Annotated in this window: 14 protein-coding genes; 8 read left to right on the forward strand and 6 right to left on the reverse strand. The window is 71.5% G+C overall.

Annotated features, from left to right (window positions below; translation table 11 throughout):
- Positions 1-3: 3 nt before the first annotated feature.
- From ABD331_RS07815 to ABD331_RS07825, 3 genes are all read right to left on the reverse strand, one after another.
- On the reverse strand, positions 4-1554 hold the full coding sequence (locus tag ABD331_RS07815; RefSeq protein WP_344472074.1) for a glycerol-3-phosphate dehydrogenase/oxidase: 1551 nt from the start codon (positions 1552-1554) through the stop codon (positions 4-6).
- 5 nt (positions 1555-1559) lie between these two features.
- The gene (gene glpK, locus ABD331_RS07820; protein ID WP_344472077.1) at positions 1560-3038 is read right to left on the reverse strand and encodes a glycerol kinase GlpK; all 1479 of its coding nucleotides are present in this window, start codon (positions 3036-3038) and stop codon (positions 1560-1562) included.
- Positions 3039-3112: 74 nt separating this feature from the next.
- On the reverse strand, positions 3113-3859 hold the full coding sequence (locus ABD331_RS07825) for an IclR family transcriptional regulator (protein WP_344472079.1): 747 nt from the start codon (positions 3857-3859) through the stop codon (positions 3113-3115).
- Positions 3860-3943: 84 nt separating this feature from the next.
- On the opposite strand from ABD331_RS07825, the gene ABD331_RS07830 reads away from it, so the two are divergent.
- Positions 3944-4570: a TetR/AcrR family transcriptional regulator gene (locus ABD331_RS07830; RefSeq protein ID WP_344472081.1), complete on the forward strand. Its 627-nt coding sequence runs from the start codon at positions 3944-3946 to the stop codon at positions 4568-4570.
- 15 nt (positions 4571-4585) lie between these two features.
- Here the strand turns inward: ABD331_RS07830 and ABD331_RS07835 are convergent, their stop codons facing one another.
- On the reverse strand, positions 4586-5113 hold the full coding sequence (locus ABD331_RS07835; RefSeq protein ID WP_344472083.1) for a hypothetical protein: 528 nt from the start codon (positions 5111-5113) through the stop codon (positions 4586-4588).
- A gap of 111 nt (positions 5114-5224) precedes the next feature.
- Here ABD331_RS07835 and ABD331_RS07840 point away from each other — a divergent pair, with 111 nt between their 5' ends.
- Positions 5225-5803 (forward strand): YqgE/AlgH family protein, encoded by a 579-nt coding sequence (locus ABD331_RS07840; RefSeq protein WP_148435015.1) that lies wholly within the window; start codon positions 5225-5227, stop codon positions 5801-5803.
- Here the strand turns inward: ABD331_RS07840 and ABD331_RS07845 are convergent, their stop codons facing one another.
- Positions 5804-6421: a TetR/AcrR family transcriptional regulator gene (locus tag ABD331_RS07845; RefSeq protein ID WP_344472085.1), complete on the reverse strand. Its 618-nt coding sequence runs from the start codon at positions 6419-6421 to the stop codon at positions 5804-5806. It abuts the gene before it with no gap.
- A gap of 143 nt (positions 6422-6564) precedes the next feature.
- Between ABD331_RS07845 and ABD331_RS07850 the strand changes: the two genes are divergently transcribed.
- The 6 genes from ABD331_RS07850 to ABD331_RS07875 all read left to right on the forward strand — a co-directional run bounded on the left by ABD331_RS07850 (position 6565) and on the right by ABD331_RS07875 (position 14170).
- Positions 6565-8160 (forward strand): MFS transporter, encoded by a 1596-nt coding sequence (locus ABD331_RS07850; protein ID WP_344472087.1) that lies wholly within the window; start codon positions 6565-6567, stop codon positions 8158-8160.
- Between the two features lie 135 nt (positions 8161-8295).
- Positions 8296-8556, forward strand: coding sequence for a DUF3039 domain-containing protein (locus tag ABD331_RS07855; RefSeq protein ID WP_148435018.1), 261 nt, complete (start codon positions 8296-8298; stop codon positions 8554-8556).
- A gap of 78 nt (positions 8557-8634) precedes the next feature.
- Complete coding sequence (locus ABD331_RS07860) at positions 8635-9633, forward strand: zinc metalloprotease (protein ID WP_344472090.1); 999 nt, start codon at positions 8635-8637, stop codon at positions 9631-9633.
- Between the two features lie 28 nt (positions 9634-9661).
- Entirely contained in the window at positions 9662-11047 is a 1386-nt protein-coding gene (locus ABD331_RS07865; protein ID WP_344472092.1) for an MFS transporter, read from the forward strand.
- Between the two features lie 83 nt (positions 11048-11130).
- Positions 11131-12294, forward strand: a complete 1164-nt coding sequence (locus ABD331_RS07870; protein WP_344472094.1) for a hypothetical protein — start codon at positions 11131-11133, stop codon at positions 12292-12294.
- 124 nt (positions 12295-12418) lie between these two features.
- Positions 12419-14170, forward strand: a complete 1752-nt coding sequence (locus ABD331_RS07875; RefSeq protein WP_344472096.1) for a DEAD/DEAH box helicase — start codon at positions 12419-12421, stop codon at positions 14168-14170.
- Between the two features lie 233 nt (positions 14171-14403).
- Here the strand turns inward: ABD331_RS07875 and ABD331_RS07880 are convergent, their stop codons facing one another.
- The gene (locus tag ABD331_RS07880) at positions 14404-15528 is read right to left on the reverse strand and encodes a hypothetical protein (protein WP_344472098.1); all 1125 of its coding nucleotides are present in this window, start codon (positions 15526-15528) and stop codon (positions 14404-14406) included.
- Between the last annotated feature and the right edge of the window lie 8 nt (positions 15529-15536).

A 15536-nucleotide genomic window follows, 5' to 3' on the forward strand; every position in this document is an offset into this window, starting at 1 on the left:
CGATCAGGCCAGCAGGGCCGCGATCCTGGTGCGCACGTCCTGCGTGTCGAGGCCGCGTACGGTGAGGGTGGTGCGGCGGCGTACGACGTCGTCCACCGTGGCCGCCCACTCGTGGTCGCGGGCGTAGACGGCCTGCGCCCAGATGTCGGGCCCGCCGGGGTGGATGCGCTCGCCGAGCGCGGGGTCCTCCCTGATGAGCCTGGCCAGCTCGAACGCGATCGACCCGTAGTGCGTGGCCAGGTGCCTGGCCACCAGCGGGTCCATGCGGGCGCCCGGGTCGCGGTCGGTCCACAGGCGCAGGGCGACCGCGTCGGGGCTGGCCAGGCCGGGCAGGGGCACGGCGGGCAGGATGTCGGCCAGGTCGTCGCCCAGGGGCCGGCCAGGCAGGTGGGCGAGGATGTCGAGCACGTGCTTGCCGATGTGCCGGTAGGTCGTCCACTTGCCGCCGGCGACCGACAGCATGCCGCCGGAGCCGCGCGACAGCACCGTCTCCCGCTTGGCCGCCGTCACCTGGGCGGGGCCGCCGGGCAGGACGCGCAGGCCGGCGAAGGCGTAGGTGATGTCCTCGCGCCTGAGCTGCTCGTCGCGCACGGAGTGGCCGGCCTCGTCGAGGATCTGCGCGATGTCCGCCTCCGTCGGGCTGACCGCGCCCGGATCGCCCTCGTACGGCTCGTCCGTGGTGCCCAGCAGCAGGTGGTCCTCCCACGGAATCGCGAACGAGACGCGGTACTTGTCGATCGGCGTGGTCAGCGCCGCCTTCCACGGCTCGTGCCGGCGCAGCACCAGGTGGGCGCCCTTGGACAGCCGGATGCTCGGGGCGGCGTCCGGGTCCTCCATGCGCCGCAGGTGGTCCACCCACGGGCCGGTGGCGTTCAGCACGAGCCTGGCGGACACGCCGAACTCGGCGCCGTCGAGCCTGTCGCGCAGCTCGGCGCCCGTCACGCTGCCGGACGTCTTGCGCAGCCCGACGACCTCGGCGTGGTTGAGCACGGTCGCGCCGGCGTCGGCGGCGGCCCGTACGGTCATGACCGCGACCCGGCTGTCGTTCATCTGGTGGTCACCGTAGACGGCGGCGGCCCGCAGCCCCTCGGTGCGCAGCGCGGGCACCTTGGCCAGCGCCTGATGCGGTGTGATCACCTTGCCCATGCCGTCGCCGAACACCGACAGCGCCGAGTACAGGAACACGCCCGCGCCCAGCTTGGCGGCCCCGTGCGGCCCGCCCTTGTAGATCGGGACCAGGAACGTCAGCGGCTTGACCAGGTGCGGCGCGATGTCGGCGGCCAGGGCGCGGCGCTCGCGGTGGTTCTCGGCCACCAGCCTGACGTTGCCGGTCTGCAGGTAGCGCAGGCCGCCGTGGACGAGCTTGGAGGAGGCGCTGGAGGTGGCTCCGGCGAAGTCGCCGGCCTCGACCATCGCCACCCGCAGCCCCGCCTGGGCGGCCATCCAGGTCACCGAGGTGCCCAGGATGCCGCCCCCGATCACGAGCAGGTCGTAGGTGGTGGTGGACAGCTCCTGCCGGACCTCCGCCCGGTCGGTGCCGATCGCGGTCGTCATCCCCGTCATCCCTCCTGCTCGACCCAGCCCAGGGTGCGGGCCACGGCCTTCTTCCAGTTGCGGTACTCGCGTTCGCGGGCCGCCTCGTCGATCTCGGGCCGCCATTCGGCGGCCTTGTGCCAGTTGGCGCGCAGGGTGTCGAGGTCCGGCCAGTAGCCGGTGGCCAGGCCCGCCGCGTACGCCGCGCCGAGCGCGGTCGTCTCGGCCACCATCGGCCTGATCACCGGCACGGCCAGCACGTCGGCGAGCGTCTGCATGAGCAGGTTGTCGGCGGTCATGCCGCCGTCGGCCCGCAGCGTCGTCAGGTCGAGGCCCGAGTCGGCGTTCATGGCGTCCACGACTTCGCGCGTCTGCCACGCCGTGGCCTCCAGGACGGCCCGCGCGATGTGCCCCTTGTTCACGAAGCCGGTCAGCCCCGCGATCACCCCGCGCGCGTCCGAGCGCCAGTGCGGCGCGAACAGCCCCGAGAAGGCAGGGACGAAGTAGCAGCCGCCGTTGTCGTCGACCGTCTTGGCCAGCGTCTCGATCTCGGCCGCGCTGGAGATCAGGCCGAGGTTGTCGCGCAGCCACTGCACCAGCGAGCCGGTGACCGCGATGGCGCCCTCCAGTGCGTACGTGGCCGGCCCGGCGCCGATCTGGTAGCCGACGGTGGTCAGCAGGCCGTGCTTGGAGACGACCGGCTCGTCGCCGGTGTTCATCAGCAGGAAGCTGCCCGAGCCGTAGGTGCTCTTGGTCTCGCCGGGCGCGAAGCAGGTCTGCCCGAACAGCGCCGCCTGCTGGTCGCCGAGCGCCGACGCCACCGGCACGCCCTTCTCGGTGTGGCCGTAGACCTCGGCGGACGGGCGGATCTCCGGCAGCATCGCGCGCGGCACGCCCATCGCGTCGAGCAGCTCGTCGTCCCAGGCCAGGGTGTGGATGTTCATCAGCATCGTGCGGCTGGCGTTGGTCACGTCGGTGATGTGGCGGCCCGTGAGGTTCCACAGCAGCCAGGAGTCCATGGTGCCGAACAGCACCTCGCCGCGCTCGGCGCGTTCGCGCAGCCCGTACGCGTCGAGCAGCCAGCGGATCTTGGGCCCGGCGAAGTAGGTGGCCAGCGGCAGCCCGGCCCGCTCCTTGAACAGGCCCTCGTGCTCGGCCAGCGCGCGCGTGAGCGCGTCGGTGCGGGTGTCCTGCCACACGACGGTGGGGCAGACGGGACGGCCCGTCTCGCGGTCCCACAGGACGGTGGTCTCGCGCTGGTTGGTGATGCCGAGGGCGGCGATCCGGGTGTCCTCGATGCCGGCCCCGCTGACCGCCTCGGCGAGGACGGCCTGGACGTTGCGCCAGATCTCCTCCGCGTCGTGCTCGACCCAGCCGGGCTTGGGGAAGATCTGGCGGTGTTCGCGCTGGGCGACGGAGACGATGTTGCCGGCCTCGTCGAACACGATGCACCGGCTGGACGTGGTGCCCTGGTCGATGGCTGCGACGTAGTGCGATCGAGGCACTGGGTTCCTCGCAAGGCTCATGGTTCGACAATGCCGAACGAATGGTATGTGGTCCGCCGAAGCTTGTTCAAGTGTCATCGGGCGAGGTCGCGGGTGATGGCCCGGGCCGCGTCGCGTACGTACGAGACGAACTGCATGTTCAGGCCGCCGTCAGGGGCCAGCCGCTCGACCGCCCCCCGGATGCCGATGGCGCCGACCACCAGGCCGCGCGGGTCCTTGATCGGGGCGGCGATGGCCACTTCGCCCTCCGTCAGCTCCTCCATCTCGGCCGCCCAGCCCCGCGACCGCACCTGGTCCAGCTCCGCCTCCAGGGCCGCCGGGTCGGCGATCGTGTGCTTGGTGCAGGGCTCCAGCGGCTGCGCGGCCTCGCCGTACGGGTCGTGCGCGAGCAGCACCTTGCCCAGCGCGCTGGCGTGCGTCGGCAGGTACGTGCCCACCTGCAGCGTCTGCATGCTGTCGTCGGGCCGGAACACGTGGTGGATGACCAGGACGTGACCCTCGTGCAGGGTGCCGATCCAGGCGCTCTCCCTGCTGCGGCCGGCCAGCGCGTCGGCCCAGTTGATGGAGCGGGTGCGCAGCTCGTTGACGTCGAGATAACTGCTGCCCAGATGGAGCAGCGTGGCGCCGAGACGGTACTTCCCTGTGTCCGCGTCCTGCTCGACGAAGCCCACGTGGACCAGGGTGCGCAGGATGCCGTGCAGCGTGCCCTTCGGCAGGCCCATCGCCCGCGCCAGCTCGGCCACCCCGAGATGCCGTGGACCGGAGGCGAGCAGCCGTAGGATCGCGGCGGCGCGCTCCACCGATTGAATCGTCTCTCCCACAAGGGGAACCCTAACGCAGTTCGGCAATGCCGAACACCCGGGGAAGTGTGCCGATAGTGCGATGTATGCCGAGAAGGAGACTTGATGGACCAACCTTCCCGTTCTGCGGGAACCGTGCGGCCGGGGGGCCGCACAGCCCGGGTGCGCACGGCCGTCCTGGAGGCCACCCAGGACGAGCTGGTCGAGCGCGGCTTCCACGGCCTGACCATGGATCAGGTCGCGGCCAGGGCAGGCGTCGGCAAGACGACCGTCTACCGGCGCTGGGGGAGCACCCCCCGGCTGGTGGCCGACCTCATGAACGAGCTGGCCAACCAGTCCTCCGACCACGCCGACACGGGGAGCGTCGAGGCGGACCTGCGCGCCAACGCGCTGGCCGTGCTCGACGCGCTCAACGACGGGCGGCTCGGCGCGACGTTCCAGGCGGTGATCGCCGCCGCCACCTCCGACGAGCAGGCGGCGCAGGCGCTGCGCGGCTTCTACCTGCGCCGCATCGAGGAGTGGGCCAAGGTCGTGGACCTGGCCGTGCGGCGCGGCGAACTGCCCGAGGGCACTGACGGTGGCGAGGTGATCAGGGCGGTCTCGGCCCCGCTCTACTACCGGCTGGTGGTCACGAGAGAGCCGGTGACGCGGGTGGTCGCCGAGCAGTCCGTGGCCCGGGCGCTGGCCGCCGCCAGGGCCGGAGCCTTCGTCGTGGCGCCGCCGCCGGGCTGATCGCCGCATCATCGGTCAGGGGTTCGGGCGGGGCCAGATCCAGCCGTACCACCACAGGATCCCGCCCATCACCACGAGCCCGCCCGCCGTCGCCAGCTTCCCCATGAGGTCGGCGGGCGGGCCCGTGTAGGGCAGGTGGCCGTGGCGGCGATGCCCCCACGGGCAGTCGTTCTCGACGTGGCTGGAGTCGATCAGCGTCTCGGGCTCGTGGTCGCTCACCGAGTACGCCTCGATCTCCGCGCCGCTGCCCTTGCCCACCGGCACGTGCCGCACGATGGTCTTGCGGGCCGGGATCGAGCCGCTCGCCACGCTGGCGCCGTCGGCCTTCAGGTCGAAGCGGGCGAGCTGGCGGGTCTGGTTGTGCAGCCGCACGGGCACCTTGCCCGAGCGGCAGCCCATGTCGTCCACGGTCATCGTGAACGGGTCGCCGGCGTCGTGGCGCGGCCAGGGCCAGTCGCGCTCCTGGGCGTCGGAGACGGAAGGCAGCAGAGCGATGGCGCCCAGCGGCAGGGCGGCCAACAGGAAGCGGAGTCTGGTGCGCATATGTTCCCCCGAGCCATATTATCGCTACCTAAAGTTCCCAAGCGTGCACGAAAAGTAACATCGACACACTGGGGGAGCGCGCACCCCCGCAGGTACTTCATGATGGAGGGTATGGCGGAAGCGATCTACGTCGGCGGGTTGCTGGTGGCGACGCCACTTCTCGACGACCCCAACTTCCGGCGTAGCGTCGTGCTGATTCTCGAACACGACCACGACGGCGGCACCCTGGGCGTCGTGCTCAACAGGCCCAGTGACATCTCGGTGACACAGGTGCTGCCTGTGTGGGATCCCCTCGTGACCGGTCCCTCCGTGCTCTTCGAGGGCGGGCCCGTGCAGACCGACAGCGCGCTGGCGCTGGCGGCGGTCCCGAGCGGGGAGGAGCCGCTGGGGTGGCGCCGCCTGCACGCGGGCACCGACGCGGTGGCCCGGCTGGGCACCGTCGACCTGGACGCGCCGCCCGAAATCCTCCAGGGGGAGATCGCGCAGATGCGCATCTTCGCGGGGTACGCGGGCTGGACGTCGGGGCAACTGGAGAGCGAGATCGCCGAGGGGGCCTGGTACGTCGTCGACTCCGAGGTCGGCGACACCTTTCACGCCGATCCCGCCTCGCTGTGGCGGCGGGTGCTCCGGCGTCAGCGGGGCGAGCTGGCCTTCGTGGCGACCTGCCCCGACGACCCCACCATGAACTGACTACACGTCCCAGCCGGGGCGCAGGGAGCGTTCCGCCAGCGCGATGCTCTCCGCCATCCGGCGCCCGACCTCCCCGATCGTGCCGTCACGGCGCGGGCACTCGAACCCGACGCGCATGGTCGACATCGCGAACGCCACGATCAGGTGCGTGAGCTGATCCTGGTCGGCGTCCACGCCCCGGCGCGCGGCGATCACCTCGGCCAGGTGCCGCTCGGTCTCGGCGCCCCTGGCCACCGACAGGCCGACCAGGCGCGGATGCTCGTCGAGCAGCCGCCGCAGCTTCAGGAATCTGCGCGCGTCCTCGGGTGTTGAGCTCTCGAGGTCGGCCAGGACGGCGCGCATCGCCTGCATGAGGCAGGTGAAGGGCGGCTCGTCGGCCGGCCGGCCGGCCAGGGCCTCCAGCATGAGGTCCTCGGCGTGGTCGTGGAACAGCAGGACCAGGTGATCCTTGCCGGTGAAGTAGCGGAAGAAGGTGCGGGGGGAGATCTCGACGGCCCCCGCTATCTGCTCGACCGTGGTGGACTCGTATCCTTGTTCGAGGAACAGGTCCAGCGCCGCGTCGAGGATCGCCAGGCGCGTCTTCTCCTTCTTGCGTTCCCGAAGACCCACTGTGGTCACTCCCTCGAAACCTTTCTGTCACAGTGTGCCATAAGTCATAGGACGACGAATAAAAGTCGTTTGTCACACGTCACAGACTGACAGTAGATTACCTGAGACTTACGAGATCTATGCCCTGATGTGGGTGCTTTGAGGGGGATTCAATGGCTGATACGAAGGCGGTCGCGGCACCGTCCTCGTCCGGCCCTGGCAAGCCGGGGACGGGGAGCAACCCGTGGCTTGTGCTGCTGGCGGTGAGCCTTGGCGTGATCATGGTGATGCTCGACGGCACGGTCGTCGGCATCGCCAACCCGGTCATCCAGGCCGACCTGAAGGCGACACTTTCCGACCTGCAGTGGGTGACCAGCGGTTACCTGCTCGCGCTCGCGGTGTTCCTGATCACCGCCGGCAAGCTCGGCGACCTGTTCGGGCACAAGCGAGTGTTTCTCATCGGTGTGGGAGGCTTCGCGCTGTCCTCCGTGGGCATCGGGCTCAGCGCCGAACTGGCCGACATCATTCCCGGCGTCACCCCGATCGGCGCGCTGATCGGTCTGCGCGTGCTGCAGGGTCTGTTCGGCGCGCTGCTGCAGCCCGCCGCCCTGGCGCTGCTGCGTGGCGCGTTCCCCGGTGAGAAGCTGAACCAGGCGATGGGGGCCTGGGGCGCGATCATCGGCCTGTCCAGCGCCGCCGGCCCGATCGTGGGCGGCGTGCTGGTCGAGAAGGTCAACTGGGAGTCGGTCTTTTTCATCAACGCGCCCGTCGGCGTCATCGCCCTGATCATGGGCGTCCTGCTGATCAAGGAGAACCGCTCGCAGACGTTCGCGCGCATCGACTGGCTCGGCGTCGTGCTGCTGTCCGGCGCGATGTTCTCGCTCGTCTGGACGATCATCAAGGCGCCCGAGTGGGGCTGGGGCGACAGCACGACGCTCTCCTTCATCGGCGCGTTCGTGGTGCTCCTGGCCGCGTTCGTGTTCTGGCAGAGCAGGGCCAAGCAGCCGCTGGTGCCGCTGTCGCTGTTCGCGAACCCGTCCATCTCCATCGGCACCTTCCTGATGATGATGGTCGCCTTCGCGATGTTCGGCGCGATGTTCTTCCTCGGCTTCTTCTTCCAGGGCGTGCACGGGCTGTCGCCGCTGGAGGCCGGTCTGCGCATGCTGCCGATGAGCGCGGGCATGATCGTCGCCTCGCCGCTGGCGGGCATGGCGCTCGGCAGGCTGGGGCCGAAGATCACGATGGGGGCCGGGCTGCTGGTCACCGCGCTCGCGATGTTCCTGATGTCCCGGCTGTCCATCGACGCCTCGTTCATCGAGAGCGGCATCCCGTTCGTGCTGCTGGCCTTCGGCCTCTCGCCGGTCTTCGTGGGCGCCACGGAGATCATCGTGGGCAACGCGCCGGTCGGGCTGAGCGGCGTCGCGGGCGGCCTGCAGCAGTCGGCCATGCAGGTCGGCGGTGCGCTCGGCACCGCCATCCTGGGCGCCGTGATGGCCGCCGAGATCTCCGACACGCTGCCGGGCCACCTCGGCCCCGTCGCCGCCGGGATCCCGCCGGCGCAGCTCGAAGGGCTGGAGAAGGCCGCCGCCTTCGGTCAGGCGCCTCCCGGGCTGCCCGAGCAGATCGGCGACGCCATCCACCTGTCGTTCATGGACGGCATGCACCTGGCCTTCCTGGTGAGCACCTGCGTCGCGGTGCTGACCGCCGCGCTGACGCTCTTCGTCAGGGCGGGCAGGAAGACTGAGGGCGCGCCCGTGCACATGGGCTGACCGGTCCGGTCCTTTTCACGGCCTCCGTCCCGCAGGGGCGGGGGCCGTCCGGCTTTGTACGGCCTCCGTCCCGCAGGGGGCGGGGGCCGTGGTGCGTTGCGGGGGGCGGTCGCGGGCGGGCATAAACTCAATGGGGTGAGCACGAAGATCCTCCCAGAGCAGGAGACCACTCCGCGGACGTCGCACGGCGACGGCGATCACGAGCGGTTCGCCCACTACGCGGACAGGAACAAGATCACCGAGAGCATGGTGACCGGCACGCCCATCCGCGCCCTCTGCGGCAAGGTCTGGGTGCCCAGCCGCGACCCGAAGAAGTACCCGGTCTGCCCGGAGTGCAAGGAGATCTACGAGGGCCTGCCGCCGGGCGGCGGCGAGGGCGGCGACGACAAGCAGTGAGTGTTGCTGTGCGGTAATCCCCGCGCGTGGAGCTACGGTCTGTAGCCAGACCAGCTCATATCGTAGTGGGGGTACCGCATGGTCCGGCGCGCGTCCGCCGTCTCGTTGGCATGCCTGCTCGCGGCCGGGTTGCTGCCGCCGCTCCAGCCCGCCGCCGCCCTGACGGCCGCCTGCGCCGCCACGGCGCCTCCCGCATCCGAACGCACCGCCGCGGCGCTGCCTGCGGCCGGGCCTGCCGCGGTGCCGCCCGCGACCGGACGAGCCGCCGCGGCGCGTACGCGTGGGCGCGCGCCCTGGCGCGTGCCGGGGCGGCCGGGGCCGCGTTCGCCGAAGCCGCAGGACGTGGCCATGGTGATGGCCGAGCTGGGCGAGCGGCTGAACGGGGTCACGCCGCCCAGCGCGATCACCGTCCCCACGCGGGTGCACATCATCTCCTCCGGCGCCGAGCGCAAGGTCTCCGACGCGGCCGTCCACGCCCAGATCGACACGCTGAACTCCGCGTACGGCGGCAAGTTCGGCGGCGTGGACACCGGCGTGCGCTTCCGCCTCGACGGCATCTCGGTCAAGGAACAGCCCGCCTGGTTCGGCGACCCGATCCGCAGCGAGCGCGACATGAAGAGCGCGCTGCACGTCGGCGGCGCAGACACGCTCAACCTCTACATAGCCCAGCTCAGCGAGCTCATGCTGGGCTTCGCCAGCTACCCCTACTGGTACGCGGGCGCGCCCGCGCTCGACGGCGTGGTGATCGACTGGCGCAGCCTGCCCGGCGGGGCGATGAGCGACTACAACAAGGGCTTCACGGGCGTGCACGAGATCGGCCACTGGCTCGGCCTGTTCCACACGTTCGAGAACGGCTGCAAGGCGCCAGGCGACGGCATCGACGACACCTCGCCCGAGGCCAGGCCGACCGAGGCGTGCCCGCAGGGCAAGGACACCTGCCCCGCGCAGGACGGGCAGGACCCGGCGCACAACTACATGGACTACGCGCACGACCGGTGCATGTGGGAGTTCACGGCCGGGCAGGCGGACCGGATGCACGAGATGTGGGCGGCCTACCGCAGCACGCCCGCTGTCTGACATGTCGGGCCCCGTCTAAGATATGTAGGTGACAGCACCAAAAGCACTCGACACTCCCCACAAGCCCGCGGGAATCCTCGGCCCCGAGTACCGCACGGCCACCTTAGGCATCCTGCTGGTCGTCACGCTGATCGCCTTCGAGGGCATGTCCGTCGGTGTCGTCATGCCCGCCATCGCCGAGGAGCTCGACGCCCTCGACCTGTACGGGCTCAGCTTCTCCGCCTTCCTCATCGCCAGCCTGTTCATGAACGTGGTGGCCGGCCTCTGGGCGGACCGCCGCGGCTACGCGCTGCCGTTCCTGGCAGGAGTGGTGCTGTTCGCCGTCGGCATGGCGCTGGCCGGCGCGTCCGGCTCGGCCGGGATGTTCCTCGTGGCGCGGGCCGTGCAGGGGCTGGGCGGCGGGGCCTCCATCGTGGCGCTGTACGTGATGATCGCCCGCGTGTACGCCATGGAGGTGCGGCCCAAGGCGTTCGCCGCCGTGTCGGCCGCCTGGGTGGTGCCCGCCATGGTGGGGCCGTCCGTGGCCGGGTTCGTCGGCGGCCATTGGGGCTGGCGCTACGTCTTCTACGGGATCGTGCCGCTGGTCGTGCCCGCGCTGGTGATGCTCGTACCGGCGTTGCGGATGGGCTCTCCCGCCGAGGCCCAGCCGGGCACGGGGCCGCGGTCCAGGCCGGTGGCGATGACGCTGGCCGCCACCGCGACGGCCGGCGGTGCCGGGCTGCTGCTGCACGGCGTGGACCGGCTGCACGTCGCGGCCGTGACGGCGGGTGTGGAGACCGTGGCAGGGCTGGCCCTGCTGGTCTACGGCCTGTACCGGCTGCTGCCGCCGGGCGCGCTGCGGCTCCGGCGCGGGCTGTCCACGACGGTGCTCATGCGCGGGTTCTTCTCCGCCTCCTTCTTCGGCGTGAACGCCTTCATCCCGCTGGCGTTGCAGCACGTGAAGGGCTTCGACACGACGTCGGCCGGCATCGCGCTGACCACCGGGGCGCTCGGATGGTCCGCCGGATCGTGGCTGCAGAGCAGGCGGCCCGGCGAGGCGCACCGGCGGATCAGGCTCGGCGCGGGCTGCGTCACCGTCGCGATCCTGGTCTGCCTGCTCTGCGTCATGCCGGGGGTGACCGGCTGGATCTCCGTGCCCGCGTGGATCGTGGCGGGCTTCGGGATGGGGTTCGGCATCACCACCATCAGCATCACGGCCATGAAGCAGTCGCCGGTGAACGAGCAGGGCGCGAACTCCGCCTCCCTCTCCGTCACCGACCAGCTCGGCTCGGCGCTGTCCATCGGCATCGGCGGCGCGCTGGTGAACGTCATCGGCCACTCCTCCACCCAGATCGCCACCGGGTTCCTGGTCATCTCCGTGCTCATGGCGGTCATCTCGCTCAGCGCGACCCTGCTCGCCGGCCGCGTCCGCTGAATTCCGTCCCTCCCGTCACAGCGATCACGGTTCTCCTGATCGTCGTGGCGGGGAGTGATAGGACAGCGGGCAAGGAGGTGTTCATGGAGGGTGATCACCGTGTCTGGCCGCCGCAGCCGGGGCCCAGGCATCGCCGTACTCCTCCTCCAGGGGACCCGGAGGCCGAGGGGGAGCCGCGTGAACGTCCGCCGGAACCGCCGCCGGCCTGGGGGCGGCGCGGGCGTCCGTACGCGGACGAGCCCGTGCGCCCGGCCACCCAGCGGCAGGGGCCCGCGCGAGGGGACCCGGAACAGGAAGGCCCGCAGAGCGGGGACCTGGCGCGGGAAGGCCCGCTGAACGGGGTCCCGGCGCGGGAAGGCCCGCAGGACGGGGACTCGGCACGGGAAGGCCCGCAGAACGGGGACTCGGGCTGGGGGCGGGACGCGCCGTCGCGCGGGGACGCGGGCTGGGGGAGGCCCGATCCACCGGGACGCCGATCGCATCCGCTCGACCTGGAGCCGCGCCGAAGACCGAGGTTCGAGGAGCCGAGCCCGCCGTTCGGCGAACCGAGACCGGCGTTCGAGCGGCCTGGACCGGCGTTCGAGGAGCCTGGACCGGCGTTCGAGGAGCCGGTGCGAGACCCTCAGTGGGACGACGCGCTTCCCCCATCGGCCCGCCTCCACGGCACCCCGAAGGACCCGGGCGCGCGCAGGACCCACCGCACCGGGGCACGGCGGTGGCGGCGCGTCGGGGTCGTGCTGGCGGCGCTGGCGGCGGGGACGGGCCTGGTGGCCGCGGCGACGGCGGCGGCGCTGTGGCTGACGAGCCCGCCGGGCGACACGGGGAGGCTGAGCGACGCGCTGGCCGGGGTGGCGGCGACGCTGCCGCAGGGGTGGAGCGAGGGCGCGGTGCCGCCGGTCACGGGGTTCACCTCGGTCGTACGCGACGGTCACGGGGGACTGGTGATGGCCAGGCCGGTGCAGGGACCGGTCGAGGACGCCGAGAAGGCCACCAGGGAGGCGGCGGAGCTGTACTCCAGGCTGCTGCTCAGGGGGGACCGCGTGACGGTGGTCGAGGATCGGCGGCTGCCCGACGGCCACACTCGTGCGCTACGAGCGGAATACCAAGATGTGGTGAATCGTCCGGCGTACTTGAGAGTGATGCTCCTCACCCGCGAGTCGCGCCCCGTCCTGCTGGTCGGGCTGCTCCAACCTGAGGAAACAAGGAGCAGGCAGGCGCTGGACGCGGTGATGACGAGCCTCCGATAAGCCGCATAGCACGTGAGGAAGACCTTGGCCAGAATCCTCGGCTCACGGCACGTCTTGTCAGTGGGCCCGATTACTCTTGGGTCACTGTGAGAGAGCGAAGCACACGAACCCCAGAGGTGATGCGGTGAGCACCTTCGCCGCGTCCCACCTATCGCCTTCCTACCCCGACCGGGCCGCGTGGGGCACCGCGCCCAAGCTGCGCGCCTGGCAGCAGGAGGCCTTCGACCTCTACTTCAGGCGCGAGCCGCGTGACTTCCTCACCGTGGCGACGCCGGGCGCGGGCAAGACGACCTACGCCCTGCGCATCGCCAGCGAGCTGCTCGCCAACGGGGTGATCAGGGCCATCACGGTCGTGACGCCCACCGAGCACCTCAAGCGCCAGTGGGCCGACGCGGCCAGCCGGGTCGGCATCGCCATCGATCCCGAGTTCAAGAACAGCCAGGGCGCCACCTCGCGCGACTACACCGGCGTGGCGGTGACGTACGCGCAGGTCGCCATGCATCCCGCGCTGCACAGGGCCCGCACGGAGAACCGCAAGACCCTGGTCATCTTCGACGAGATCCACCACGCGGGCGACGCCAAGTCGTGGGGCGACGGCGTGCGCGAGGCGTTCGAGCCCGCCACCCGCCGCCTGCAGCTCACCGGCACGCCGTTCAGGTCCGACGACAACCCGATCCCCTTCGTGGCCTACGAGGAGGACGCGGAGGGCCTCAAGCGCAGCGTCGCCGACTACTCCTACGGCTACGGCCCCGCCCTCGACGACAACGTCGTCCGCCCCGTCATCTTCCTGGCCTACTCCGGCGAGATGAAGTGGCGCACGCGCGCCGGCGACGAGATCGCCGCCACGCTCGGCACCCCGCTCACCAAGGACCAGCTCTCCCAGGCCTGGCGGGCCGCGCTCGACCCGAAGGGCGACTGGATCCGCCAGGTCATGCAGGCCGCCGACCGCCGGCTCACCGAGGTGCGCAGAGGCGTTCCCGACGCGGGCGGCCTGGTCATCGCCACTGACCACGAGACGGCCCGCGCCTACGCCCGCCACCTGCGCAACATCACCGGCGAGGGCGCCACGGTGGTCCTGTCCGACGACCCCGGCGCGTCCAAGAAGATCAAGGCGTTCGCGGCCTCAGAAGACCGGTGGCTGGTGGCCGTCCGCATGGTGTCGGAAGGCGTCGACATCCCGCGCCTGTGCGTCGGGGTCTACGCCACCTCCACCTCCACCCCGCTCTTCTTCGCCCAGGCCGTGGGCCGCTTCGTGCGGGCCCGCAAGCGCGGCGAGACCGCCTCCGTCTTCCTGCCCTCGGTGCCCACGCTCATGGGGCTGGCCAACGAGATGGAGGTCGAGCGCGACCACGTACTCAACAAGCGGCCTCCCGAGGACGGCCTCGACGACTCGCTGCTGGAACAGGCCAACCGCAAGCAAGACAATCCGGACGTCCTGGGTGACGAGCTTCCGTTCGAGACCATGGAGACCTCGGCCACCTTCGACCGGGTGCTGTTCGACGGCGGCGAGTTCGGCACGGGCGCGGAGGTCGGGTCGGCCGAGGAGGAGGACTTCATCGGCCTTCCCGGGCTGCTGGAGCCCGATCAGGTGGCCCAGTTGCTGCGCAAGCGGCAGTCCGATCAGCAGGCGGCCAAGCGTAAGCAGCAGACGGAGGAGCCCAAGCAGGAGCTGGCGCCGCACGAGCAGATCGCTGAGTTGCGGCGGGAGCTCAACGGGCTGGTGGGGGCTTGGAACCATCGCACGGGGCAGCCGCACGGGGTGATTCACTCGGAGCTGCGGCGGGCTTGTGGTGGGCCGCCCATCGCTCAGGCGACGGTGGAGCAGATTCAGGAGCGCATCGCCACGATCCGGCGCTGGGCCACCCAACGACGCTGACCCGGCCCTTCGCGAGAAGCGACCCAGGGCAAGCGGCCTGAAGAGGCGGCGCCCTGGACGGGAGCCTGCGTAGGCAGTCCGAGCGGGCGCCCTGGGCAAGCGTGGCGGGCAGGCCGAGCGGGCGGCCGGCGCGCGCAGGCGGAGCGGGCGGGTCGGCAGGCGCCGGTCCGGCAGGCGGGCGGACGGCGCAGGCGGGCGTGCCAGCCGCGGGCTGGGTCGGCGGGTTGGGGGCGTTAGAGGGACGAGCGCCAGGTGAGTGCGGGGGCGCCGGGCCGGGTGAGGCGGGTCAGGGCGTCGGGCACGTTCCAGGCGAGCCGTGAGTGCCTCTTGAGGTGCTCGACCCACCCCCGCCGATCCTGCTGCCAGGCCTCGACGTACCGCACGCAGAGCTCAGCCTCGATGGTGCGGAGCCGGCCGAGCGCGGCCCGAACCGAGGCCTCCATGGCGCGGGACCGGACGCCGGCGGGCAGGCGGCCGGCGCGGCGCAGCACGTCCAGCAGGAAGGACGAGCGCCGGAGCAGGAAGCGCCGCCAGTAGGCCGGGTCGGCGGCGGCCGTCCAGTCGGCGCCGCCGTGGTCGTCGAGCAGCCAGTAGACGCCTTCGGCGAGCACGTCCCCCAGCTCCTGGTCGCGGGCGCGCGCGGGCCGGTCGAACGGGTCGTAGGGGTGCTGCCTGGCCGTCCCCGTCACGGCGAGGCTGCGCAGGGAGCGCTCCTCCAGCAGGTAGAACCAGTCCTCGTTGTAGACGCCGGGGAAGAACGACGGGTTGCGGAAGGTCTCGACCGCCAGCGCGCCGCCGCCGACGAACGACTCCTGGTGCCCGCCGGTGAGCCGGTGCGCGTGGCAGACCACGGAGTTGTCGGGGAAGCCGCCGAGGCGCAGGCCCACCGCGTCGTAGCGGTCGAGCAGGGCGGCGGCCCGCACGAGGTCGCCGGGCGCGTCCACCTCGACGTCGTCGTCCAGGAAGACGACGCGTTCCCAGCCCAGCAGGGTGGCCAGGAGGAGTCCGAGGTTGCGTTTCGCGCCGATGTCGGTGGTGCGCTCGAACCTGGTGCTTCTGAGCAGGGCCGTGGTGCGGAGGTCCGGCAGGTTGAGCAGGCGTTGCTCGCCGAGGTCGATGGCCAGGTACGGGGTGCCCTCCGGCATCAGGTCGGCCGCGAGGTCGGCCCTGCTCCACCACCGGCTGTGCAGGCTCACCAGGGGGCAGCGCAGCCGGCCGGCCAGGCGCATGGCGTGGGAGAGGCAGCCGGGGGTGCGCACCGTGGGCACGATGATCGCGTCCACGTGCCCGCGCGCGGGCGGGGCGGTCGCCGGGGAGGTGTCGATGAGCTGCCGGTGCGAGCCTCGGTGGTGCTCCATCGGGATCT

This window comes from Nonomuraea monospora (assembly GCF_039531895.1).
Classification (GTDB): domain Bacteria; phylum Actinomycetota; class Actinomycetes; order Streptosporangiales; family Streptosporangiaceae; genus Nonomuraea; species Nonomuraea monospora.

What these genes read in the sequence shown, in the direction of transcription:
- ABD331_RS07815 (WP_344472074.1), bottom strand. Translation starts at nt 1,554, where the DNA reads ATGACGACCGCGATCGGCACCGACCGGGCGGAGGTCCGGCAGGAGCTG.
- ABD331_RS07830 (WP_344472081.1), top strand. Translation starts at nt 3,944, where the DNA reads ATGGACCAACCTTCCCGTTCTGCGGGAACCGTGCGGCCGGGGGGCCGC.
- ABD331_RS07835 (WP_344472083.1), bottom strand. Translation starts at nt 5,113, where the DNA reads ATGCGCACCAGACTCCGCTTCCTGTTGGCCGCCCTGCCGCTGGGCGCC.
- ABD331_RS07840 (WP_148435015.1), top strand. Translation starts at nt 5,225, where the DNA reads ATGGCGGAAGCGATCTACGTCGGCGGGTTGCTGGTGGCGACGCCACTT.
- ABD331_RS07850 (WP_344472087.1), top strand. Translation starts at nt 6,565, where the DNA reads ATGGCTGATACGAAGGCGGTCGCGGCACCGTCCTCGTCCGGCCCTGGC.
- ABD331_RS07860 (WP_344472090.1), top strand. Translation starts at nt 8,635, where the DNA reads ATGGTCCGGCGCGCGTCCGCCGTCTCGTTGGCATGCCTGCTCGCGGCC.
- ABD331_RS07870 (WP_344472094.1), top strand. Translation starts at nt 11,131, where the DNA reads ATGGAGGGTGATCACCGTGTCTGGCCGCCGCAGCCGGGGCCCAGGCAT.
- ABD331_RS07880 (WP_344472098.1), bottom strand. Translation starts at nt 15,528, where the DNA reads ATGGAGCACCACCGAGGCTCGCACCGGCAGCTCATCGACACCTCCCCG.